Origin of the sequence: Peptoanaerobacter stomatis (assembly GCF_000238115.1) — a bacterium.
Taxonomy (GTDB): Bacteria; Bacillota; Clostridia; order Peptostreptococcales; family Filifactoraceae; genus Peptoanaerobacter; species Peptoanaerobacter stomatis.
On the sequence record NZ_JH414548.1, the window covers coordinates 72,117 to 95,255 of the forward strand.

The following is a 23,139-nucleotide window of genomic DNA, read 5'->3' on the forward strand; positions in this document are numbered from 1 at the left end:
AAAAAGACACCTAAATAAGTGCCTTTAATCAGGTAAAACATCTGGGAGAGTTCTTGTATTTCTTTCTCTTAGCATTTTAGATAATCCACTCTTATAATCAAGATATATAGTCAAAAAGCTTTCTGCATCATTAATTATATATTGTTCATCTAAATATTCATCAAAAGTTTTTCCAAAAACTTCTCTCAATAAATCCATATTATCATTTCCTGTAATATCAGAAAGTAGTTTATATATATCTTTTCTTTTAGATATTAATTTTTTGCCTTCATATTGCCAAGTAACTTTATCATTTCCATTAAGTGGCTTTTTATTAACAACTTTTGTAGAATAAGAGCCACTCTTTAAATCACCTTTATATGCTAATAAAACTTTATCTTCTCCAAGATACCCTTTCAATACTATATACCCTTTATACTCTCCTGTTCCCGGAATTCTTTTTATTTTATCCATATCAATTTTTTTATTATATAAAGTAGCAATATTTAAAGGATCTTGGATATCTGTTTCATCTTTTATCTGTTCAGTAATTTCTACTTTCTCATCTACTTCTTGAACTTCAAATTTTTCATTACTGAATTTTTCAAATGCTTTTAATTCTCCTAAACTGCTAATAGCATTAGCATTATTAGTTGTCATAAAGCTAAATACAAAACATAAAAATATACAAATTTTTTTCTTCATTCTAAACCTCCTATGTAATTAATATTATAGATAATCATATCACAAAATTAATTACATAAAAAGTTATTTTTTCAAATCCTCGCCATATTTTTCAAACATAGCCACATACATAGCCTGAACAGCCCTATCCATTTTTATAAACTCAGTAGGTCTGATAGTAAACTTACTGCAAATAAATACATAATACGAAAGGGAGGTCTCCTTATCCTCCCCAATTAGTTTTTTACCTCATCCTTAAGAATATCAAAATCTTTATCAAGCCCATTTATCTCCTGACATTTTTTCAGCAACCTGTTAAACTCCCTCGAATTAAGCATAACATTCAACAAATCATCAGGAGACATAACATTATAACTGTCCTGCAAAGACTTATCATATAAATTAGGAAAAACAACAGAATTTACAACAATATTCTTATAATAAGCCGACACCTTAAAATCAGCATTCCCCTTCTTATCAATACACATAGCATTATCAGAACTTAAAAGAGATTTTTCAGGATTCATAGCCCTTAATTTCCAAGCAACAGGATCCCCATTTTCATCCCTAAACCTCTCAGACACCACAAAATTCACCTCATCAAAAGGATTAGGCACATTTTCTTTCAAAAAAGCTGTTAAACTCATTATCTCATCCCCTCCAATACATTAAATTTTTCAGGCATTTCCACATCATCAAAAGTACCCGAAATATCCTCCTCCAAAGTCTCCTTGTTGACATCCAACTTAGCAAGCACCAAGCCGTCAAGATTACAATCCTTAAAAATAGTCGTATGTCTTCCCGCCGTACTGTTCGGATCATCATTAGTTATCTGAATATCAAAATAAATATCCCTACCCCTTTTGATATACTCCATAATAACATCCCTGAATATGTCCGTATTATAATAAGCCTTAGCCTTAAACTTACCGACACCATATCCCGAGCGATTACCGGCCTGCTTAGAACCAAGCCGTCCAACCTCAGTCTTTTTCTTATCAAACGTAGCCTCAAAATCAATCAGCTGCATCCATAAATATCTGTTACCATCTATAGTAACATAAGCACTGCCTGATGCACCATGAAGAGGCTCCCTCGCATGCATTATTGCCTGAGCCATATTTTATACCCCCTTATCTCACCCATATAGTTTGATACAATTTTTGCATTGCCATTACAGGAGTTAAATAATCCTGCACAACAACAGAATCCTTTTCGATACCCTTTTCAACAACAGTATCCCTTTCACCCTCATAATCCTCAATAGCCCCAAGCTTTATAAGAGTATTAGCATGATTAACAAGCTCATTCCAAAAAGCAATCCTGCCGTCCCTGTTATTTTGCACCTTACCAAGATACATCTTATTAAAAATTATAGCAATATCAATAGCCCTTTGATCAAGCACCCTCATAACTTGATTTTTAGAAAAATCCTTATTTTTATACAAAGTAAATTCAGTAAAAGAGTTTATATCCTCCAATACTCTAACCTGTGAATTTTTCTCATAAAAAAATAAAAAACCGTCTATTATAGCCTGTTTAGCTTCTCTTGTCTTGTACTTAGTATTAACTATATACTCACCGTCATATTTTTTATTTGTGATAGATTTATTGACGCTGCAACCTGCCTCTTGACCAAGAACCCAATATACCAAAGCACCTACATCATCACCCTCAGCCTTATTTTTTATATTTATAAGACCCTCAAAATTAGCTTTTGCCTTATCCACATTGTAAAGTACGCATTGAAACTTTACACCCTCATCATCACGAAGGCGAACAGTAAAAGCCTTGTACAACGCCTTTATAGATACATCATCTCCCGCATACCCGATTGTGTTAAAATCATACTTTTCAATAAGTTCTAAATACTTAGAGTGAGAGCTGCCACTCACAGTACCACTTGTACCGTTTGCAAGAAAAGTTCCTGCATTGGCACTTAAAGTATTAGCACTCCCCGCAGAGAATGTAACTATACCATTATTTTTAAGCCCTGTTATATTCTTTACAGACTGCTTATCCATAACCTTACCCTTTAATAATGTTGTAACTATAAAATTACCCTCTACATCAACATCATTTTCTATAGTTATCATAATTTCATTACCGACAGTACCATTATATTTAGCAGTAACTTTAAGATTATCAGCAACAACAGCAGTAGCCTTAGCACCGCCACTATCATTTATTCTATATAGATATAACACCTTAGCACCAAGCATTATATCCCTTATAGGCTTTAACTTATCATCAGTATAATTATATCCAAGTATTTCAAGTGACTTAGTTTGTAAGTCAGCAGCTTCAATTATGATTACTTCACCCACAGGTCCCCAATCAAGTGATAGACCTATTGTACAATAACCCCTATCACTAAATTGATTAGCAGCTCTTGGAACAGATACATAATTTATATATGAACCCGGTAAAATCTTATTTTGAACAAGAAAAGTACCACCACCCAAAGCACCATAAGCCATTTATTTCACCTCTTTCTTATTAAAATCATCAACAAGCTTTTCAACTTCATCAAGAGTATATCGCCTATTATCTTCTAACAATACTGATAATACATCTTTGTTATAGATTATATTTTCAGCAGATAAAATAGCATTTTTAGTATATTTAAAAGCTTCATCCGTTTTTGCCTTAGACATATTAATCACCCTTCCTTTGCACAATCTTATTTTTCATCATCAATACATCTGCAATTTTAACTTCTTTCAACATATACACATAAGTAACAGCAAGAGAAAAACTATCATCATTTATATTAGATTCCACATTATCGGCATAGACACCCACATTAGATAACTTAGCCGATAAGTTAATAGTCATGCTATTTAGTTTTTCAGCAGATGCACTGTTATCAAGATACACAACATTAATAAGACTTGTAGATTTATATCTTTTATCAAATTCCATAGAAAGCGAATTATTAATATTTTTCACAAAAAAACAAGGCTCCACTACACCTTGTTCCATATCTTTAACATATATATTTGCATCAGGATATAAGCTGTCAATCCTATCAATAACCATCTGTAATAAATTCATAGATTCTTAAAAGCCTCCTGTATATGTCTTTCGACTATTTCATCTATTTTAGCCTTAACCTTACTTTCAGCTATTGTCATCATAAAATAACCGTCTACCCATTTCGCATGGTCTCTTGTTCTGTGACCGAATTCAACATAAGATGCATAATCAACATCATTTTTTACCTTGATTAAATAACCGTCCTCTGTTTTAGTAATATCTGTTATAGCCCAACCACGTCTAAGAGTTCCGCCAACCTTACCACTTCCGTCAGGATAATCACCCACAGGAGTGTTCTTCTTAGCAATTCTAAGTTCCCTCTGAGCTATTTCATACAGTGCTTGAATAAATATATCATCAATCTTATCAGTTAAGCTCTGCAATTGATTCCTGTAACTAATAAAACCGCTAACATCAATACCGCTATTCATTGCCATTTCTCCCACTGCTCAACAGTATATTCTCTATGTGTTGAATATACAGAAGGTATTGATGACGATTTAAGCTCATAGTCACTATTATTTTGATTGACAACAATCTTAGAACCCTCACTAATTATAATATCAGGAGGAGTAAACAAAGTTAATATCTTTTTAGTAGATACAGCACCATTATCATTTTCACTGACAGATTTACTGAACGAAAGCCTACATTTAAAATTTTGTGTACTTTTCTCTTGCAAGCTTGATATTTTAGTTACTGCATCTTTTACACCTTCCCTTATATATAAAGTTGCACTGCCGATGAAAAACAGTTTACTATTTACCATTTGAATTTTCGATAACATATATAATCACTTCCCTTGCCAAGAGAGTTTATATAATTGACGAACATATCTTTTTGAGACGATACATCCCCGAAATCATAAGAAGTATCACCCATTTTTATTAACTTAACAGACTCCTCAAAACTGAAATCATCACCTAAACTGTTTGTTGATATCTTCATGTTAAAAAAAGCGGAAACCACCCTTTCAATCAATAAAAATTCAAGCTTTTCAGGTATTTCAGTCTGATTTATATCATTTTTAAGTCTGTCAGTCTCATTTCCCAAGATATAATCAATTAAAGAATTATCAACATCCTTAATCTTATATCCTAAAAATTTTATAAAATCTTTTATCCTATCAAGCATATTAAACACCCCTAAGAGCATTTATAAGTTCAGATTTTTTCATATCAAGATATCCACCTATCCCTTTATCCTTAGCAAGTTTTTTAAGATCATCCAATTTCATATTTTCATAATCAGTTTCATCTTTGGAACTACCTATTTCGGTAGCCCCCAAAGATTTTAAATACGCTATTTTTTCCGCATCATCAGTAGTATATCTTAAACAATTAAGTTCTAATATCATAATACACCCCCTAAACACTTACACAAGAGAATATTTGCTCCTGCTTCCCCCTCGTTATCCACAAATCATGATACTTTCTATAATCAATCTTCCACGCATCAGCCTTTTGATTGACATCCGGAGAAAATACTCTCAATTTATCTGTCTTAGATATTGCGATAGGTACATTTTGCGGAGTAAGTAACCAGTTTATATTCTTAGCATCAGCAGCAGGTTTTAATCCGCCCTTTTCTTGAGTTGAAGTAACACCGTCAAGAATATCATACTTAGTTTTTAATCTTGAAGACGGTACAACTCTGATAGGATTATCATCTATAGTTTTAACTTTAAAATTAATACTACCCTGCTTAAAATCAGCAACATTTATTGATTTACCGATTTTCGGACTATCCTCAATAAGAGCAAGAACATTAGACGGCATAGTAATTATAAAAGTTTCATCAGTACCAATTATATCCTGTACCGCTCTTATATGCTCCCTTATCTTAGATAATGCATTATCAGCCGTAAGGTTGACAGACTCCTTTTTACCAGCCTTATCAGCAATATCCGCAATCATAGCATATCTATACGAATCTATTTCAGGAATAACATTTTCTTCTTGAAATACCTTTATAACATTAGCAGAAGTAGCAATAAAACCACTCTCATTCACATCCATAGCATCTATTTGGAATGTTCTGCCTCTATCTTGTGTCATTTTATAAGTATCATACTTCAAAGAAATAGAACCCTGCACAAAGCCCTTATCCCTATCATAATTACCAAGACCTGACGTACTCATAGTAGGAATCTTAACCTCATCCCCGCCATTATAAATAACCTGCCCTGCATTAGCCTCCATCCAACCCGATGTTAGGTTGTGAACTGCATGTTGGTCTAATTTTTTCATCATTATTTTAGAATACTCTAAAGTATTTATTGCCATTTTTAAATCCCCCTTTAATTATCAAATACACTTGAAATTTGGCTCTCCATAGCATTCGCACCATCACCGTCACCTTCAGGAAGTTTATGTGGTATAAACCTGTCATCCCCATCATCAGATGATGATTTAAATAGATATGGTTTACTCTCCTTTATACTTGCTATCTGCTCATCAAGGCCTATTATCTTATCATCTTGAAATTTTAAATCTTCCTTGTTGATAATCTTCATAAGTAAGTCGCCATCTATACTGTTTGCATTATTAATAGCAGATTTCAAAGCATAATCATTTTTTAAAACCACCTTTTCCTTTTCAAGTTGTTTGGCTTTAGTTTCCCACTCATTAGCAGACTTTTTAATTCCATCAATATCCATATCCTTGTAAGATTTGATAGTCTTGTTGGCCTCCTTAAGCTGAGAGCCTATAAGCTCAATTTCCTTATCTTTTTCACCTGTTTTTTCCTGCTCCCTTGCTATGTCCTTGCCATTTTCAGCCATAATCTTATCGATTTGTTCATCACTAAGACCAAGTTCCTTTAAAAATTCTCTCTTCATATAATTTACCACCTTTCATTTACGATATTTTTACGTGTGTATCAACCACGAATGAACGCTATATTAACGCATAGCACTGCGAATTTTAAGCATAAAAAATAGACCTGTTTAACGTCTGATGTCTAAAGACAATTAGCAAGCTAATTTTTTAATTTGATTTTGCATTATAAATTCTTTTATCTGCTCATAACTCCACCCTAAATTAATAAGTGAAGATATAAGCATTTCCATTTGTTCAAGCTCCTTTAATTCCTCACTTGAAATATAATCCCTCAAACTCTCTTTCGCTTTGATTTGATATATTTCTTTTAATTCATTAAAAGACTTACCAAATAAAATTTTATATATAAGCTTTGTATAGTTAGGATACATAAACTTCTTATTAGGACTATCAGCAACTTTCATCTTTATAGTATCAGTTAGAATATGCCTTACCAACTTTCCCTTTTCTCTTTCTATAACCCATTGCTGACGCTCCTCATATATACGCTTTAATTCTCTCTCCATTGAATTAAAAGCATTGATATATTGCTCCTTAAATTTGAATGCTTTTTCTCCTGTAAAACCCATAGCAAGCATTACAAAACCGTCTTTTGTAATTATATATTCTTTGTTAGATTTTCCACTGTCATCTTTATAATCACTCAACGCAAAATTGCGTTCAGTAAAATCTTGACTACACTCTAAATTTTCGATAGCTCTTATTACATCTGAATGTCTTTTTTCAAATATTTCAGCAATAAGTCTGCTTGTAGTAGTCAATTGTTCCTCATTCTTTTTACCCGTAATTTGCACTAACGTCATAATTAATCATTCCTTTCTGATAATTAATTTTTTTGTATAAAAAAAGACAACTACATCTGTAATTGTCTAAATAACTATATTTTATTATGCTAAAAAAGCACCTTTTACAATTTAACATTTTAATCATTTTCTTAGCTTAATCATATAGATATTCTTTTATGATATACAATCGATAATACTCTCGCACACAAGTCCTATATCATTAACTCTATCATTATCTATACCGTTTAATTGAAAATACTCTGACACTTTTTCATCAATAAGGAGTATATCATCATCCGACAAATCTTCACTTAATGAAAAAGGAAATCCTATCTTATTTAATAAATCCATCTGCTTATTATCAAAATCTATCTTCATCTTCTTCATCATAAAAAGATTTTAATTAATCTTTCATAAATTCATCATAATTGTAGCCTCTACATTCCAAATCATTTTTAAACATATCAAGGACAAAATTATAGCCCATAACTACTCCGGCATCAAAATCATTTTTCTTTTCATTTTCGTATTCATCTCGCCTTTCAATTACCCTCTCGATAATAGCCTTTAGCGTTTCTTGAGTCCAAGTCCAATCTTCATTCTTAATCAATTTTAACACCTCTTTTCTTTAACTCTTCTATATTATCATTGATATTTTTATTAAATACATTTATTTCTTTATTCCAATGCCTAATTAATCCATCCCGATTTAATTTGTTCATTTTATCCCAATCTTCAACATACTTTTGGGGATTATTTATTTTATCATTGTGTATATGAATTTGCTTTCTATAAGATTTAATACCTTTTTCTATCTGCTTAGTTGTCTGTTTTTGTAAGTCCTTATTGGAGAACAACTGTAAATTTATATTTATATTATACCCCTTAACAGCATTCTTATCAACAACATATTTATCATACCAAGTCTTATAAGACATATCAGGTACTTTTTCACTTTTACCGGTAACTACATTCCTTGTATTCCTTGTACCTCATCACATATACCATATAGAACTTAAATCACATATATTATTATTCACCATACTAATACAACAACCTACTTCTTCTTAATCCTTAATTTTAATATCATAAGCCCCATTAATATAAGTATCAGGATCCTCCAACACTCTTTTAGCCTTTTCAATCAGTTCTTCAGGTATATTTTCCACAATTATCGGTCCTCTAAAAACCCATAGACCAGGCTCCTTGACAAACACCTTAGGATAACGTGTATGAATTCTTGCATATCTTCCGTCTTTTAATCTCACCGATAACGTCCCGCTTTTATAATATCCCAATGCCTCATCTAATTCTAACGAGTTTTTCATTTTTACTCTCCCCTATAATTTTATATACCTTTATATTTTTATCATTTAATTTTTTTATTACATCATCACTCGGCAAATCATCTATAAAACATATTTCTTTAATAAAATCAGCCCTCAGTACTCCATGATATTGTAATTCAAAGTAGCGTATACCTGTTTCTCATTAAAAAAGCACCTTACAAGATGCTTATAATAAATTTAATCTTTGTTTGTTTTCATACGTAAGTTTTTTTAATTTATTATCTATTTCTTCAAGGGACAGAGTAGCACAATATTTTGCATAATCACTGTTGGGATCATAGTCTTTTTCATGAGCATAATCCTCATCAACTAATTCATCATTAAATTTCATACTCTATACCTCCCTAAATAAAAACTCAAAATTTTCATCAAGTTCTAATTTAATTATATCTACTGCAACTTTTCTCAAGTCTTCGGGTAAGCCGTCAAGCCCACGAAAATTCATAGTGATTTCTCTAAGATTATCATCACTATAATTTTGCACATTATGTTTTTTAAATAATCCATGTGTTTTACCACCAAATGAACCGTTAGTACCTTCTCCATACAGCTGTTCTCTTAACCAGCAACTATACGGAGAACCAGGCTCAAAAAATTCTTTTGTCAATGGCGGCCAATCTTCTTTATCCATATCTACACCCCCTATAATTCTGTGGTAATATATTTCTTTTTAGTAACTAATGCGCCACGATTTAATATCACATAGAAATCTTGTCCTGTTCCCCCATTATAGCCTTAAATGTGACGGGAGTGGGTACATCTTTTTTTATTTCTTTTTGTATGCTTTTATAACTTTACTATTTTTAAATAATACTATTTCATCTACAAAACTTGTTCTTGTTGAGTAATATATTTTTCTAATTTGTTCTTTTATCTCTTGCATTTCTAATGTAGTTTCATCTTTATTTCTGCCATTATGCACTTTTAACATTACTAATAGTGCCCTTAAATAGTTTAGAATTATATTCATCTCCAGGTATATCAACAGTATAAATATCCCCTATAAAAATTTTGTCATAAAAACTATTTTGTACTTCGCTTCCATCTTTTTCGATAGAATAAAAAATACCATTTTCACATTTTACATATTTTTTATAATCTGGACAATAAAAATATTGGATATCCTTTCTAAAATCAGCCATTTAATATCACATCCTTTATTTTTTCAACATTCAATGGATTTTTTATCTTATCACTTAATTTTATCATTTCCATTTTTAATTTATTGTATTTTTCCCTGTCTACTCTAATATCTAACAATCTTTGTTTTTCATATAACTCATGAAGACCACCTTCTTTTATGTCAATAGACATAGGAGTATGAAATTGTAATTCAAATATATTTCCATCCTTATCTTTTATAAGAGTATTAAGACCTTTATATACTTGATTATCTTTAAAGCTATTTTTTATTCTAACTACATTATATCCTTTATCTTTTAAATTTTCAATAGCATTAAAATACGAATTAGTAAATTCATTCTCATTGTAAACTATGGTATACCTTAAAATATCTTTTATTTCTTTTGATGCTTCTTTTAATGTTACCCCTTTTTCCTTGGCATCCATAGTTATTTTTCTACTTAAACTATCAACAGATTTTAATCTAAAGTCAAGACCTTCCATTTTTCCATTTGTAATTGAAGAAATATACTTTAATGTACTTGTTATATTAGGTTCTATACCTTTGAATTTTTCTATTAGTTTATTTGAGATATAGTCTGCATTTTCCCTATTTTTATTATACCCACTATTATCATTCTTATCAACAACATATTTATCATACCAAGTCTTATAAGACATATCAGGTACTTTTTCATTCTTACCGGTATCTATATTTCTTGCTACCCTTGTATCTTCAAGACCTAAATCATCATCAAAATAAGGAATGGTAGTAGTTCTACAGTTCGGATGAAAAGGAGGTGCCGTTATTCCAACAGAATAATCCTTGACATCAAATACTTTGCTATCCATATCCTGGCATATGTCCGAAGTTTTCAAATCCAACGTTGCAAGTATCTCATATTTTTCGGTCTTCATCCTATTATATGCTTTTTGAGTAGCTATAGAATTCATAGCGGCACTTTCGGTCATTACCAATCGCCCCGCATTAGCCTTGGACACATTCATTGCAGAGCTTATATTTTTTATAATATCATCATTAGAACGCCCTGCTATAATATTTCTTGTTAAATTAGCCCTAAGAGTACCTACAAGCTTATCTCGCCTTTTCCAAATCCTATTTGAAAAATTACTCCCGTCACTCGCCCAAGGATTTAATATTATTTGTCTCAGCTCATCATCATTAATCTTAAAAATATTCTCATACCCCGTTATACGCTGCAAACCATATAACTCATTATAATACTTTTTATTAAAAGTATTCGTCAAATGAGCAAACAATCTCTTTTCCTCAGTATTTAACAATTTAGACACAGAAGTTTTTATCTCAAGCTCCATCGCCTGCAATCTTGATATCCTCACTCTCCTTGACGCAAGATTTAAGCTTTTTTCAATATCCGGTGTTATTTTGCCTTTTGCTTTGTTTATAAACTCCTGTAAGTCCATTCTTTCAGCTTGACTAAGTAATTTGTTAGCCTCTGCAAGTGATACACCTTGCTCACTACTCATAGCATTAAGATGATTTAATATTCTTCCATCAAGTTCAGCTATAGCCTTTTCATATTCATTATGGATAAATTTCACATAACTTTCACTGTCAGTGAATATTTCTTTTGTTATCTCAAAGCTTCTATTTTGCCAGTAGTTCATTACTTATCACCTACAGCATAATCGTCAAATGATTTTAGCTGTTCATCTTTTTGCTTTTTAATTCTTTGTTCCTCAAGCTCTAAATCATTTACAAAAGGATGATTAGCCCTTAATGTCTCATCAGATACAATACCTATAGAATTTTTAATCATTTCAACATTACTTTCATCATTAACCATAATGTTACGCTTAAATGATATTTCACAGTTTTTTATATTCATCTTAGTAATTTGATTTATAAACTTAAAAAGATACTCAAAACTCGCAGTAAATTCTAACTCCAAAGCATTTGCGTCAAGCTCCATATCACTGTACATAGATTTAATATTAAGCGAATTGGGTGCTTGCGTAGTTCTGTCATTATCAAGATATAAAGACCTTGCATTTTGTGCTATAGCCTTTTTAAGCAGTTCGATTATAATTTTGTAGTTTTCAGCATTAACCTTAATTTCCAAAGTGTCAATACCACCTTGTGAGCCGTCCGCAGTTCTTACTTTAACAGCCCCGTAAGTAGCTAAATTTTGCCTAAACTCCCCCAAATCCTCACCATCATAATTTTTTATAATCATAATTGAATTACCGGGATTTTCAAGCATACCGTCAGCATAGTTTGATACCAATACATTAAGTGCATCTTGTAAGCATTTAACCCTTGAAATTAGCGCCTGCTCCATAGGCATTTTAAAATATACAAAAGGTATTTTCCCATAACTGTAAGCCTTATCACCTTTAGTCAAATAAGAATTATCCTCTACATGCTCTAAATATCCGTTATCATATTTATATGTCTTGATAGCATCTTTAGTATAAAGATATATATAGTTTTTAGTTACAAGCGTATCGCCCTCAAATTCTTCTTTAGATACAGATAAAATTACGCCTTCAAGTTTTTCGTGACTATCATCAGACCAAATCGGAACTATTTTATCCGGGGATACTTTTTTGAATTTAATTTCTTTACCGTCAGTGTATAAAAAAAGCCATCCAATCCCGCAGTTATAGGAATCGATAGCTATATAATTTAAAACCCTTATAAATGATTTATTCATAAATTCTGTAAGATAATTAACTACATTCTCATCATCACAATTGATATTAGGAGTTTTAGAAAACAGATAATTTACTTTTTGGTCAACCGCCCTTGCATACTGATTATCCTTTACCCTTTGATTAGGCAGATTGTAAACAGGTTTTAGTTTTCCCTTATGCCCGATTACAACCCTCATTTTTCTATCAACATCATGTTCATATTTATAATAACTCTTGCCTATTATCATTTTTTCATGAGTTTCGGCATACTTTGATATTTGATATTCAACATATTTAACTAACTGACTATCATTTAATTTACTTAACTGCAAAATCTCACCTCCCACTTAGTTAAAACTGAACAGATTGCCTTTTGATAAATCTTCCAAAGCATATCTCATTGCATCCATAAGATGATTAAAATCATCTATAGGTTTATTTATCCTGTTACCAAATTTATCTTCATCCCAAGTATAATTTGATATTTCAGTTATAAAATTTACACATTTAGGATGTATAATTATTTTAAAATCCTGAATATAATCAATCCCGTTATTTATACTGTCTTTTCCTTTCCTTGCTCTTTTTATATGCCTTATACCAAGCTCATATAACCTGTCAATAGATTTAGGCTCTGCACTGTCGGCAGTTATCTTTTCTTTAGAATATCCCATATCTGTTATACGCTCTGCTATCTTTTCATTAGATAGAGCTTTTTCATACATTTCATCAAAAACATAAATAATTTTATTATTCAAATCCACATTGGCACAAAATAAAGCAGACGGATCATTAGTATATCCAAAATCAAGTCCAAAATAGGCTTTATATTTTCTTATGGCTTCCAAATCAAATTCTTTTTCTTCAAAATTTTCATATATAAGCCCTTCAACAACGCCCCAATCTCCAAGACCTGCCACTTTATACCTTTTAGGGTTGTTTATTTTCATCCTCTCAAATACTTTTCTATCAGACTCATCAAGATACTCATTACACATATAATTAGTAGTTATTGCAAGTATATCACTGTCTACAGTATCAAAAAATCTTTTCTTAATCCAATGTTTTTCATTCCAAGGGTTGAGAGTTAAAGTTATCTGCTTAAAAAGTCCATCAGGAACTTCTCCTCTTATAGACTCATCAAGCATATCAAAATCCTCTTCTCTTAAAATTTCATAAGCTTCCTCTATCCATAAAAAACTTAAAACTCCAACTTCAACAGTAACAGAAGTTACTTTCAAAGGATCGTCCAAACCTCTAAATAATATTTTTTGTCCTGTAGGTATATATATTAACTCCAAAGGATTCTCTGTAGCTTTCCAATATCTATCAACTCCAAGCCTGTTAATAGCCCATTTGAGTTGTGCAAAGCACGAATCCTTTAAAGTCCTGTATGTTTTTCTTATAACAAGAGCATTACTGCTTTTATACTCCATTATTCTATAAATCATATTAATAGCAGCAGTAGTAGACTTCTTACTTGCTCTTGAACCTTTACATATTCTATACCTGCCCTTGAAATTCCAAAAACTACCATATCCTTTGCCAACAATATCAGGCAAATAAATTTTATCAGTCTTCAAGATGATCAGCCCCTGAAATTATTATAGGTTTATCTATTGATACAGTAGCATCTTTTTTATCTCTCCAATCATTAGGCTTTCTATTTTTAAGCCAAAATATTTGAGCAGTTGTATCCGGCAGCACTTCTTTTTCAACAACTTTCGTTACAACTAACTCACCGACATATTTACTCTTAGGCATTTGAAGTGCAAAGTTAATATAATCCATTATCTTTTTAGCCCTATATTTATCATAGAATTTTTGTTTTTGATACCAAAATAGCCATTGATTATCTTTTTTTGATGAATTACAACTCTTGCAAGCAGGAACAGTATTTGTAAAAGTCAACTTACCCCCATTATTAAGCGGATCCAAGTGGTCTTTTGTTATATCTGAAGTAGATACTCCGCAATAAGCACAAGATTTTTCGAAATACGCCAAACATATATTCCATTCATACTGAGTTAATTCAACATCATTATTATGTCTTTTCTTCTGCCCTGTATCTATAATGCGCTCCCTCGTAATTTCTTCATACTTATATCCTAAAGCTCTTTTAAGCAGTGCATTTTCAACCTCATAATCAACTACCTCTTTTCCTTTTTTTAGGGTAGCCAAAATAGCCGAATGCTTAATTTTCCAATCTTTTAATGTGGAATAAGAAATTCCCATATTATGTGCTATCTGCTCATCAGTAAGTCCGTTTCTCGCCCAAGCTTCAAGCAATATTAAATTATCTCCTTTTAACCATTCTTGATATTTCCCTTTTGCCAAACAAACTCACCGCCTTTTTTAAAAATTTGCATTAAAAAAACCGCTATGCTTTTTACATAACGGTTTTAGTTTTTTAAACAGATAATTTTTCTACTAAGGCTTCTTGTAAAACTTTAGAAAAATTTATATGTTCTTTTTCTGCTCTTTCATTAAGCCATTTGGGAATTGTTAAAGTTTTTTTAATTGCAGTATCTTTCTTTTTAATATCCAAATCAACGGATATTATAGTTACAAATGAGTTTTTATCTGTTTTTATATCCTTCGGGTATGTTGGCTTTGGTAGTTTTTCTCCATCGATTAACATACTTAAAAGATGTAAATCAAGAGCTTCACTTGCATCTTTGAGTATTTCTTCTAAGGTTTTTCCTTGTGCATTACAACCATCTACATCTGGAAATTCTCCCCAATAACCATCTTCATTATGAATAATTAACGGATAATTAAATAACATAATCAGCACTCCTTTTTTTGTTAAGAAACACAACCTTATTTTAGGTTATGTTTCTCTATTATTTTTTTGGCAAGGTTTGGATTTATTTCATCGCTATGAACTGCTATTGTTTCTCTTTTTCCATCTTTGAATAGATGATGATGGCTTCCTTTTATTCTTCTAATCTCCCAACCATTTCTTAGAAACATTTTTAAAAAGTTCTTTATCTTTCACAACCTCTCCTCCTGATTATATTATAATACGTATGCACGTGTATATCAATAATTATTTTTAAAATTTTTATTAATTTTTCAATAAAAAAGAACCCGTTAAGAGTTCTTTGGTTTTAGTTAATTATTTTTTTTCATATTTATTATTTCTTGGGTAATATGTTCTATTTGTCTTTTTTATATATTATTATCTTTCTTTCTTGCTAAAAAAATAGTGTCTGTAACTTCATAAACATGTAAATCATTTTTATTGTTAATCACATTTATTAAATCTATGTACTTTATATTAGATATTATTACAAAATTTTCAGAATTATAGTGTACATATCCAAGTAAGGCAAATACTGGATTAAGATATAATAAATCTAATCTAATGTATAATACAGATATAATAAAAAATAATAATGTATTCATCATTACATATTCAATAGTATTATCTTGTATAGAGTAAAGTGGTATTACATAACTCATTAAATAACTTATTACTGAGTCATCTGATTTTTCTATAGAAGAAATATTTCTGTATGTGTTGGCTGAAGAAGTCAATACTATAAACATACTAATAATAGATGACATCATCATTATAAAAATAATTAACAAAAACAATTTTCCAATTTTACTTTCATTTAAATATCTGTATTTAGTGATTATAATTATCATATATAACGGAAAATAAGAAGAAATAAACATTAATATTTTATACATACTTACTCTCCTTTCCTAAAGCTTAAATTTTTTCATCACATCCAGGTCTATTTTGATTAATACTAATATAGTAAGAATCTCTGATTATTCTTAGAAAATCCATTATTTGATTCTTGTATTCATATACTAAAATAAATTCTGGATATAATTCGTATTCAATTTGTAAATCAAAAGTATCAATTATTTCTATGAGATTTCTATGATTATCAAAACTTTTTTCAATTAATTCTTTTTCATTCAACATTTTTGTTAAAGCTTTTTTATATCTAGAATCGTTTAAACAATCTTCTTCAAATTTATCAAAATTTGATATCCTAACCTTATCTCTTAAAATCTTAAGGGTTTCTTTTGCTTTATTTTTATATTGTATTGTTAAGTCAAATATTCTTTCTAAAGCTATATGATTTAAAATTAAAATTTCATCTTTATAAATTATCAAATCTATTTCATTATCTATTCCAAAAACTTCATCGTCTATATCAACTAATTCTTCTCCTCTAAAATGAATCAAGAACCCATTGTTTCTTAATTTTTTCAATTTATTTATTCTTCTTAATAACAATATTTTTTCATTTTGGTTATTATCTATTACGTCATAAGATATACAATAACTTTTAAGATTATCAATTTCTTTTTCTAATCCTTCTATTTTGGGATATTCAAAACTTTCAATTAAACTTTTGTAATCTTCAATATCTTTTACTTTATATTTCTCAATAGTTTCATCTCTGTACCCCATTGGGTTGAAAACTATTTGTTCTTTTTCTGAAAAAAATTTTAAATAATGTAAAATCATATCGGTTATTTTTTCTATTAATGTGTCACTTGTTCTAGGTTTATAACTTTTATACCCATCTGTCATTTTCCTAATAAAATATAAATCGCCATTTTTCGATTTTTCTATCAATTCGATTATTCTATTAATTTCCATGATAGCTTGCCCTCCTAAAATTATTTTTATCTACCACATTATAACAAAAAAGACCCCATTTAAGAAGTCTTTTTCGTAGATAAAAATATATATTTAGGAAGTTTTCCACGATACTATTGTATCACATATAGTTTGCACTGGTGTATCAACATTTAAAAATTTTATATTAATTTTAAATTTCTGCTTACACAATATATAAATTTGCTTTTATATCTTGAATATGTTACTCTTGTTGCATCCATAGGATATGATTGCCTAAATTGAATATTGTTCCAAATTCCATTTCTATATTCTTGAGGTATCTCAAGTAGTGCACTGTCTATATTTTCTATTTCTTTTAAATATCTATCCCTCTTAATTACCTTTTGAGCTACTGTATCACTTGTTGCATTTCCTTTAGGCATTCCGTCCATAACAGCATTATTTTCACTTATTATATCATCTGCTAATTTTTTAATTCTGTAATAGTCCCTTATTCTCCATATAGCCGTATGATACACAGCCTGCGGCAATATATACTTGCCTTTTCTTTGATAATCTCGAATAATAATCACCTCACTCTTCTACACTATCTAATTCAATCAAAGTCATAATCGCATAGTTTGCTAAATCCATCAGCGTATCTTTTATGCTTTCATCCTTGACCTTTTGCTGATTTACGCATAAGCTTTGCAATCTGTTAGTCTTATCTGTAATCCTTGTTACAGCGGATATCATGCCTAACTTATTGAATGTATCTCCAAAACTATCCCCATAATCCGCATTTTTATTTATATACATAAGTGTTAGCTGTTCGCATATATCCAAGTGTTTTTGTATTTTAGTCATCTTGCACCTCATCTATGATTTCAATTTGTAAATCACTTTCAAAATTGACTAAATCACTACCATAATCACTATCTAATTCTCTTTTTATTTCTGCTATTGTTTTGCTTGTATTATTTATTTTAACCATTTTCAAAAATTCATCAGGTATATCACCTATAAGTTCATATTTCATTTTAAGCTTTGCCATTAATCTTCATCTCCTCACTCTTTTAAATCTTCTTCTTTGATAAATACTCCATTTATAGTCTTACCTGTTCTACCTTTTATTTTCTCATAAGCCATATCAAGACATCTTGTAGGCTCTATGCCAATTTGATTACATAATATAATCAGTGTCACGAATATATCGCCAATTTCAAGCATTAATGATTCAATATTTATTGATTTACAAGTATCATTTCCCATTACTTTTCGCCAATGTTTTTCGCTGTCTAATTCTGTTTTAAATTCAAACACTTCTTCTATGAATTTCATAAACTGCTTATCAGTATTATCAGCGTGTAGCAAATTTTTATCTTTCGCCCAATTTATTATTAATTTTTGTAGTTCTTCAAAATTATTCATTGTTTTTACTCCTCACTTATTTTCTATCTTTGAAAAATCATATTAGTTTCTATATAATCAAATACATTACTTTCAGTATGATTCGGATATTTTTCTTCTATGAAATTTACATTAAATGTCTTTTCAGTAAGCCTGGTATATGGAAATACATTTATCTCACTATATCCAAGAGGGTTGTTATCAAAGTTTTGTATGAAAAATACTCCTTTTGACTGTCTTGTTAATGTATCTCCGTGTACCACAGTCGCATTAATGCCTCTTATCATAAGATTGATAAGCAAAAAGGGTATTGTCCTGTCAGACAGCTCTTCAAGCTCAAAAAAATATCTTGACGGATCGTATTCCCAAGGTATATATTTCATTCTGTTGTTATTCCAAGCTCCTATGACTATGCCTCCTGTTCCGCAGGCACACTCAAAATATGAGTTGCTTTCTCCTAATATGTTGTTTATAAGTTTCGTTATGCTTGTAGGGGTAAAATCTTGTTTTTTCTTAACTCTGTCTGCGTGTTCTTCTTGAAAATACTCGTGAAACATATCATATGACAGGTCATATCTTGCTAATCTTCTTAATTCATTGAAAATATGCTCCCTTTTTTCTTTATCAAATATAAATTCAAGTATTCTCTGTGGTGCAAAAAAGCTTTCAGATACTCCCAATATTTTGTTTATTTCTTGCTCCATATTTTTCTCCTTAAAATAGATGCTCATGCTTTCTTTTTACATCTTGCATATCAGTTTCTGCATATATAGTTGTTGTCTGTATATCTTCATGTCCTAATATCTTTTGTACTTCGTCAAGTTTCATTCCGCTTCTTAGTGCCTTTGTTGCCATTGTTCTCCTCATCTTATGAGGGTGACAATTTTTTATTCCTGCTCTTTTGCCTATTTTGTTAAAAATCATCCTTAAAGAGTTACTGTTTAGCCTCTCATATTTTCCATTTGCTCTTTTACATGTAATAAAAAGAGGTCCGCAACTTCTCTCTTGTATATAGTTTTTTATCTTTATCTTTGCTCTTGCATTGATATATACAATTCTTTCTTTCTTGCCTTTTCCAAATACCTTGACTTCGTTTTTATCAAAGGCTATATCTTCAATATCCACACCGCATGCTTCTGATATCCTGCATCCTGTCGAGTACAAAAACTCGACTAATGCTTCGTCTCTTTCATCAATACATGATTCTCTTATCTTTTCAAGCTCGTCTGATGTAAAAGGTGCTTTAATCTTTTTTTCTTCTTTGATTTGCTTAATTCTTGTCATAGGATTTTTGATGATATATTCTTCCTGTTCTAAAAATTTGAAAAATGTACATAATATACGTCTTTTATTGTTAAGTGTCACAGATGAGGCGGTTTTTGATGATATAGCAAGATAATATCTAACATCGTTTGTAGCAATGTCTTTTATGCTTTTATTGATTTTTGAAAATAAACTTTCAAGTTCTGTTTTATATGCAATCAATGAACTATCTGATAATCCCTCAATTTTTTTCACTGCAAAAAACATTTTTATAATCTCAATATCAGTATTATCGTTTTTAGCAAGTGCTGTTGATTTTTTTGATATATTGTAGTTGTATATAACTTTATATAATATATTTCTCATACTGTTTATTACTTCTTGCTCATATTCGTTTATTTCAATTATAAAATCCGTTACCAGATTTTCTGACGCATCCAAATTTTCATCACCTCTTTTTATATCTTTATATCCATTCCTGTTTCTTTCTTTATAACTTCGTGTAGTTCTTCAAGTGTTACTACGTTATTTTCTACGCATTTTACTTGTTTTAATACTTCTTCTGTGAACAGTTCTAATTTCTTTTTGAATTAATGCTCTTGTTACTTGTGATTGCGTCATATATACTTGCTTTGCTTTTGCTTTATGATAGACTTGTTTCTTCATATTCTATCTCCTCTATCTTGTCTAACTCTTCTTCATATTGTTTTATTAACTTTTTTATCTTTTCGTTTTGATTTTTTAATTTTTCTTTCAAGTTTGGACTTCTCCAAGCTAAATATTTATTATTATCTATATCATCTCTTAATTTTGATATTTCATCTTCAATTGCTTTTACAACCAAATCATTCATATTTTATCTCCTATAATTCAACAAATAGAATATTAGGATATTTTAGTTTAAATAATTTTCTTTTCAAAATATACTCTCTTGTTTTAAATCCTTTCGTATCTTCAACAACTTGAATATTTTTAGCTTTATCAAAATAAGTAAAATCAGCCTTATATACCACTTTTCTTTCATCCGATTGCTTAGGTACTATCTCAAACTCTTCTTGTAATCTTAAATCTTGTATTTCTCCAGCTTTTTCTAACAATTTAAGTTCTGAATATCTATTAGCTTCTTTTTTGCTATCAAATGTAACTCCATCAATAATTGTTTTTTTGTTCCCATATTTATTTTGTCTATACATTTTACATCTCCTTTATTTTAATGTTTTTCATGGTTGTTTACTTTTAGTTGATAACCACTCAACTTATTAAAAATCCTCGATAGTTGAATTTGTTAGAATGGCACATCATCATCATTAACAGCTCTGTAGCCCTCTTCGTCCATTCCCTCAAAATCATCTTCACTTTGATTACCTTGATTTCCTTGTTGTTTCTTATCTCCATAGTCTATGAACTTCACTTCTTCAGCTATAATCTCAGTTGAGTATCTTTTTACTCCGTCCTTGTCTGTATAGTTGTTGTTTTGTAATCTGCCTCTTATTGCAACCATTCTGCCTTTTGCAAGATAATTGACACAAGTCTCCGCTCTTTTTCCCCATACAACTATGTTGAAAAAATCAGCAGTAACTTCAGCGTCTTTTGCGGCAAATGCTCTGTCAACAGCTATAGAAAATCTCGTTACAGCATTACCTGTAGATGTAATATACCTAAGCTCAGGGTCTCTTATTAATCTTCCAATCATAATAACTGTATTCATTGCTCAATCCTTTCATCTTGTTTTAGGTATCAAATTTTAAATTCTACGTATATATTTATTGCTACGCTAATCTATAATTTGATATGTTATTCATATTCAATACATATCTTTTATCTGTCATCTGCAATATTCTGCTTGCAATTGCACTATCTATTTCTAAAAGCTCCTCACTGCTTTTTTCTGTAGTAAATATTGTTGTCTTTTTATTCATATAACGATAGTTTATAATCTCATACATATAGTTTAATTGTGCTTGTGTTATGTCTTTTAGACTTCTTGATTTGAATAAATCATCTATTAGTAGCACATCTATGTTTATGCATCTGTCTATTTCTGAAGTGTATGCGTTGTAATCAAGTGCTATTTGCGATAATCTTCTTACAAGGTCTTTATAATTTACATACAAACCGCTTTTACCATATTTCATAAAGTTATTGAGTGTTGCAACTGCTAAATGTGTCTTTCCCTACAATGTCAAGTATATGATATAAAAAAATCACCTAAATTTCTTTAAGTGATTCTTCTAATCGTTCTTTATAATATTGTTCCTTCTGAAAGAATATCGACATACTTTTTATATACATATTGCTTATATCTTTTCTTTTCCTCCACGAGTTCCAATATTTCAAGTTCTGTTAAAGTTTCAAGTAATTTATTTACCGTTGGTTTACTCAAATCTGACAAGAGCCTGATGTCTTCCGTTTCCAAGAATGGATGCTTTAACAGGTAATCATATACCAAAAGAAGACTTGAAATATTTCCCTTTGGTATATTACGAATTTTTTCCATATCAATCCTTTTTAATTTTAGAATTTTTTGGATTGATGAAATAGCATCCTCAGATATTTCACATATTCCTTCTATGAAAAATTTAATCCATTCTTCAAATTCTCCTTTGATACGAACATTATTCAATAATTCATAATATCTGTTTCTATTTTTTTTGAAAAAGTAACTTAAATACAAAACGGGATATTCAATCAACCCTCGCTCTTTCAAAAACAATACAATAAGCAATCTTCCCATTCTCCCGTTACCGTCTAAGAATGGGTGTATCGTTTCAAACTGATAGTGAATCAATGCAGTCTTTATCAGATTTGAAATAGAACTGTCTTCATGTATATATTTCTCTAAATCACTCAGAGAATGCTCCATTTCCTCCGGAGAGGGCGGAACAAAGCTTGCTGTATTTAATGTACATCCGGTATATCCAATCCAATTTTGAGATTTTCTAAACTCTCCCGGTGATTTTTCATTGCCTCTGACACCCGACAATAAAACAGAATGCGTTTCTTTAATCAATCTCATACATAAAGGCAACTCTTCCAATCTTTTAAACGCATAATTTGTTGCTTTTATATAATTGACAATTTCCTCTGTGTCTTTTATTTTTTCGTTATTTCTATCTTTTTGTAAAACATCAATCAAAGAAGCCTGTGTCCCCTCTATTTGAGAGCTGATAACTGCTTCTTTTTGCACATACATAGACACAAAAAGATCAATGTCCGGCAAGGTAATTGCCATACCGTCTAACCTTCCTAAAAGCAAATAGGCTTTATTTATCAAACTCTGAAGCTGATCATCTATGTCCAATTTCAATTCTTTTAAATTATGGGGAATAAAGCACTCATAATCACTTTGCATCCTTTTCAATATACCGGCTCTATTTGTTTCTAATTTCATAATC

40 protein-coding genes and 1 pseudogene are annotated in these 23,139 nt (G+C 30.3%); all 41 read right to left on the reverse strand.

The features are described from left to right. Positions 1-24: 24 nt before the first annotated feature. Complete coding sequence (locus HMPREF9629_RS02995; protein WP_009524850.1) at positions 25-684, reverse strand: hypothetical protein; 660 nt, start codon at positions 682-684, stop codon at positions 25-27. Between the two features lie 215 nt (positions 685-899). Continuing rightward, complete coding sequence (locus HMPREF9629_RS03000; protein ID WP_009524851.1) at positions 900-1,310, reverse strand: phage tail assembly chaperone; 411 nt, start codon at positions 1,308-1,310, stop codon at positions 900-902. Beyond that, the gene (locus HMPREF9629_RS03005; RefSeq protein ID WP_207635490.1) at positions 1,310-1,768 is read right to left on the reverse strand and encodes a phage tail tube protein; all 459 of its coding nucleotides are present in this window, start codon (positions 1,766-1,768) and stop codon (positions 1,310-1,312) included. The genes HMPREF9629_RS03000 and HMPREF9629_RS03005 overlap by 1 nt, the downstream gene beginning before the upstream one ends. A 28-nt stretch (positions 1,769-1,796) precedes the next feature. Then, a complete protein-coding gene (locus tag HMPREF9629_RS03010) occupies positions 1,797-3,143 on the reverse strand; it encodes a phage tail sheath C-terminal domain-containing protein (RefSeq protein ID WP_009524853.1) in 1,347 nt (448 codons plus the stop codon). Continuing rightward, on the reverse strand, positions 3,144-3,320 hold the full coding sequence (locus HMPREF9629_RS11870; RefSeq protein ID WP_009524854.1) for a hypothetical protein: 177 nt from the start codon (positions 3,318-3,320) through the stop codon (positions 3,144-3,146). It abuts the gene before it with no gap. Position 3,321: 1 nt separating this feature from the next. Further along, positions 3,322-3,720: a phage tail terminator family protein gene (locus HMPREF9629_RS11285; protein ID WP_009524855.1), complete on the reverse strand. Its 399-nt coding sequence runs from the start codon at positions 3,718-3,720 to the stop codon at positions 3,322-3,324. After that, the gene (locus tag HMPREF9629_RS03020; protein WP_242822003.1) at positions 3,717-4,085 is read right to left on the reverse strand and encodes an HK97 gp10 family phage protein; all 369 of its coding nucleotides are present in this window, start codon (positions 4,083-4,085) and stop codon (positions 3,717-3,719) included. Before HMPREF9629_RS03020 ends, HMPREF9629_RS11285 begins: the two co-directional genes overlap by 4 nt. Positions 4,086-4,129: 44 nt before the next feature. After that, the gene (locus HMPREF9629_RS03025; RefSeq protein ID WP_009524857.1) at positions 4,130-4,489 is read right to left on the reverse strand and encodes a hypothetical protein; all 360 of its coding nucleotides are present in this window, start codon (positions 4,487-4,489) and stop codon (positions 4,130-4,132) included. Continuing rightward, positions 4,465-4,836 carry a hypothetical protein gene (locus HMPREF9629_RS03030; RefSeq protein ID WP_009524858.1) on the reverse strand — a complete coding sequence of 124 codons (372 nt, stop codon included), beginning with the start codon at positions 4,834-4,836 and terminating at the stop codon, positions 4,465-4,467. The genes HMPREF9629_RS03025 and HMPREF9629_RS03030 overlap by 25 nt, the downstream gene beginning before the upstream one ends. A 1-nt stretch (position 4,837) precedes the next feature. Then, positions 4,838-5,059, reverse strand: coding sequence for a Rho termination factor N-terminal domain-containing protein (locus tag HMPREF9629_RS03035; protein WP_009524859.1), 222 nt, complete (start codon positions 5,057-5,059; stop codon positions 4,838-4,840). Positions 5,060-5,069: 10 nt separating this feature from the next. After that, complete coding sequence (locus HMPREF9629_RS03040) at positions 5,070-5,987, reverse strand: hypothetical protein (RefSeq protein ID WP_009524860.1); 918 nt, start codon at positions 5,985-5,987, stop codon at positions 5,070-5,072. 14 nt (positions 5,988-6,001) lie between these two features. Next, on the reverse strand, positions 6,002-6,541 hold the full coding sequence (locus HMPREF9629_RS03045; protein ID WP_009524861.1) for a phage scaffolding protein: 540 nt from the start codon (positions 6,539-6,541) through the stop codon (positions 6,002-6,004). Between the two features lie 132 nt (positions 6,542-6,673). Continuing rightward, positions 6,674-7,345: a Rha family transcriptional regulator gene (locus tag HMPREF9629_RS03050; RefSeq protein ID WP_009524862.1), complete on the reverse strand. Its 672-nt coding sequence runs from the start codon at positions 7,343-7,345 to the stop codon at positions 6,674-6,676. A gap of 156 nt (positions 7,346-7,501) precedes the next feature. Next, positions 7,502-7,705, reverse strand: coding sequence for a hypothetical protein (locus HMPREF9629_RS03055; RefSeq protein WP_154646050.1), 204 nt, complete (start codon positions 7,703-7,705; stop codon positions 7,502-7,504). Positions 7,706-7,730: 25 nt separating this feature from the next. Beyond that, positions 7,731-7,937, reverse strand: coding sequence for a hypothetical protein (locus HMPREF9629_RS03060; protein WP_009524864.1), 207 nt, complete (start codon positions 7,935-7,937; stop codon positions 7,731-7,733). Next, entirely contained in the window at positions 7,930-8,265 is a 336-nt protein-coding gene (locus tag HMPREF9629_RS03065) for a hypothetical protein (RefSeq protein ID WP_009524865.1), read from the reverse strand. The genes HMPREF9629_RS03060 and HMPREF9629_RS03065 overlap by 8 nt, the downstream gene beginning before the upstream one ends. A 129-nt stretch (positions 8,266-8,394) precedes the next feature. After that, positions 8,395-8,655: a hypothetical protein gene (locus HMPREF9629_RS03070; RefSeq protein ID WP_009524866.1), complete on the reverse strand. Its 261-nt coding sequence runs from the start codon at positions 8,653-8,655 to the stop codon at positions 8,395-8,397. 187 nt (positions 8,656-8,842) lie between these two features. Then, positions 8,843-9,007: a hypothetical protein gene (locus HMPREF9629_RS11740; protein WP_009524867.1), complete on the reverse strand. Its 165-nt coding sequence runs from the start codon at positions 9,005-9,007 to the stop codon at positions 8,843-8,845. A gap of 3 nt (positions 9,008-9,010) precedes the next feature. After that, positions 9,011-9,307: a hypothetical protein gene (locus tag HMPREF9629_RS03075; RefSeq protein WP_009524868.1), complete on the reverse strand. Its 297-nt coding sequence runs from the start codon at positions 9,305-9,307 to the stop codon at positions 9,011-9,013. Positions 9,308-9,442: 135 nt separating this feature from the next. Then, the gene (locus tag HMPREF9629_RS11745; protein ID WP_009524869.1) at positions 9,443-9,607 is read right to left on the reverse strand and encodes a hypothetical protein; all 165 of its coding nucleotides are present in this window, start codon (positions 9,605-9,607) and stop codon (positions 9,443-9,445) included. Continuing rightward, positions 9,591-9,818 carry a hypothetical protein gene (locus tag HMPREF9629_RS03080; protein WP_009524870.1) on the reverse strand — a complete coding sequence of 76 codons (228 nt, stop codon included), beginning with the start codon at positions 9,816-9,818 and terminating at the stop codon, positions 9,591-9,593. The genes HMPREF9629_RS11745 and HMPREF9629_RS03080 overlap by 17 nt, the downstream gene beginning before the upstream one ends. Further along, positions 9,811-11,448 carry a minor capsid protein gene (locus tag HMPREF9629_RS11290; protein ID WP_009524871.1) on the reverse strand — a complete coding sequence of 546 codons (1,638 nt, stop codon included), beginning with the start codon at positions 11,446-11,448 and terminating at the stop codon, positions 9,811-9,813. The genes HMPREF9629_RS03080 and HMPREF9629_RS11290 overlap by 8 nt, the downstream gene beginning before the upstream one ends. Further along, complete coding sequence (locus HMPREF9629_RS03090) at positions 11,448-12,809, reverse strand: phage portal protein (protein WP_009524872.1); 1,362 nt, start codon at positions 12,807-12,809, stop codon at positions 11,448-11,450. Before HMPREF9629_RS03090 ends, HMPREF9629_RS11290 begins: the two co-directional genes overlap by 1 nt. A gap of 15 nt (positions 12,810-12,824) precedes the next feature. Continuing rightward, positions 12,825-14,060: a PBSX family phage terminase large subunit gene (locus tag HMPREF9629_RS03095; RefSeq protein ID WP_009524873.1), complete on the reverse strand. Its 1,236-nt coding sequence runs from the start codon at positions 14,058-14,060 to the stop codon at positions 12,825-12,827. Next, positions 14,050-14,814: an HNH endonuclease gene (locus HMPREF9629_RS12500; protein ID WP_009524874.1), complete on the reverse strand. Its 765-nt coding sequence runs from the start codon at positions 14,812-14,814 to the stop codon at positions 14,050-14,052. Before HMPREF9629_RS12500 ends, HMPREF9629_RS03095 begins: the two co-directional genes overlap by 11 nt. A gap of 73 nt (positions 14,815-14,887) precedes the next feature. Beyond that, the gene (locus HMPREF9629_RS03105; RefSeq protein ID WP_009524875.1) at positions 14,888-15,265 is read right to left on the reverse strand and encodes a type II toxin-antitoxin system HicB family antitoxin; all 378 of its coding nucleotides are present in this window, start codon (positions 15,263-15,265) and stop codon (positions 14,888-14,890) included. 35 nt (positions 15,266-15,300) lie between these two features. Further along, a complete protein-coding gene (locus HMPREF9629_RS03110) occupies positions 15,301-15,453 on the reverse strand; it encodes a type II toxin-antitoxin system HicA family toxin (protein ID WP_040012657.1) in 153 nt (50 codons plus the stop codon). A gap of 198 nt (positions 15,454-15,651) precedes the next feature. Further along, complete coding sequence (locus HMPREF9629_RS03115; RefSeq protein ID WP_009524876.1) at positions 15,652-16,179, reverse strand: hypothetical protein; 528 nt, start codon at positions 16,177-16,179, stop codon at positions 15,652-15,654. A gap of 22 nt (positions 16,180-16,201) precedes the next feature. Next, positions 16,202-17,110, reverse strand: a complete 909-nt coding sequence (locus tag HMPREF9629_RS03120) for a Kiwa anti-phage protein KwaB-like domain-containing protein (protein WP_009524877.1) — start codon at positions 17,108-17,110, stop codon at positions 16,202-16,204. Positions 17,111-17,271: 161 nt separating this feature from the next. Next, positions 17,272-17,664: a hypothetical protein gene (locus tag HMPREF9629_RS03125; protein WP_040012658.1), complete on the reverse strand. Its 393-nt coding sequence runs from the start codon at positions 17,662-17,664 to the stop codon at positions 17,272-17,274. Between the two features lies 1 nt (position 17,665). Next, positions 17,666-17,938: a DUF1599 domain-containing protein gene (locus tag HMPREF9629_RS03130; RefSeq protein ID WP_009524879.1), complete on the reverse strand. Its 273-nt coding sequence runs from the start codon at positions 17,936-17,938 to the stop codon at positions 17,666-17,668. Further along, a complete protein-coding gene (locus HMPREF9629_RS03135; RefSeq protein WP_009524880.1) occupies positions 17,931-18,125 on the reverse strand; it encodes a hypothetical protein in 195 nt (64 codons plus the stop codon). The genes HMPREF9629_RS03130 and HMPREF9629_RS03135 overlap by 8 nt, the downstream gene beginning before the upstream one ends. Positions 18,126-18,139: 14 nt before the next feature. Continuing rightward, complete coding sequence (locus HMPREF9629_RS03140) at positions 18,140-18,502, reverse strand: MazG-like family protein (RefSeq protein WP_009524881.1); 363 nt, start codon at positions 18,500-18,502, stop codon at positions 18,140-18,142. Between the two features lie 23 nt (positions 18,503-18,525). Further along, positions 18,526-19,185: an N-6 DNA methylase gene (locus HMPREF9629_RS03145; RefSeq protein WP_009524882.1), complete on the reverse strand. Its 660-nt coding sequence runs from the start codon at positions 19,183-19,185 to the stop codon at positions 18,526-18,528. A gap of 10 nt (positions 19,186-19,195) precedes the next feature. Then, complete coding sequence (locus HMPREF9629_RS03150; RefSeq protein WP_009524883.1) at positions 19,196-20,185, reverse strand: tyrosine-type recombinase/integrase; 990 nt, start codon at positions 20,183-20,185, stop codon at positions 19,196-19,198. A gap of 84 nt (positions 20,186-20,269) precedes the next feature. Further along, a complete protein-coding gene (locus HMPREF9629_RS03155; RefSeq protein WP_009524884.1) occupies positions 20,270-20,410 on the reverse strand; it encodes a hypothetical protein in 141 nt (46 codons plus the stop codon). Then, positions 20,388-20,597 (reverse strand): hypothetical protein, encoded by a 210-nt coding sequence (locus tag HMPREF9629_RS03160; protein ID WP_009524885.1) that lies wholly within the window; start codon positions 20,595-20,597, stop codon positions 20,388-20,390. Before HMPREF9629_RS03160 ends, HMPREF9629_RS03155 begins: the two co-directional genes overlap by 23 nt. A gap of 10 nt (positions 20,598-20,607) precedes the next feature. Beyond that, positions 20,608-20,937 carry a DUF1064 domain-containing protein gene (locus HMPREF9629_RS03165; protein WP_009524886.1) on the reverse strand — a complete coding sequence of 110 codons (330 nt, stop codon included), beginning with the start codon at positions 20,935-20,937 and terminating at the stop codon, positions 20,608-20,610. Between the two features lie 92 nt (positions 20,938-21,029). Then, on the reverse strand, positions 21,030-21,452 hold the full coding sequence (locus HMPREF9629_RS03170; RefSeq protein WP_009524887.1) for a single-stranded DNA-binding protein: 423 nt from the start codon (positions 21,450-21,452) through the stop codon (positions 21,030-21,032). 61 nt (positions 21,453-21,513) lie between these two features. Then, positions 21,514-21,906 (reverse strand): annotated as a pseudogene (locus HMPREF9629_RS03175) (ATP-binding protein); the annotation flags it as partial. Between the two features lie 80 nt (positions 21,907-21,986). After that, positions 21,987-23,135 (reverse strand): Fic family protein, encoded by a 1,149-nt coding sequence (locus HMPREF9629_RS03180; RefSeq protein WP_009524889.1) that lies wholly within the window; start codon positions 23,133-23,135, stop codon positions 21,987-21,989. Positions 23,136-23,139: the final 4 nt, after the last annotated feature.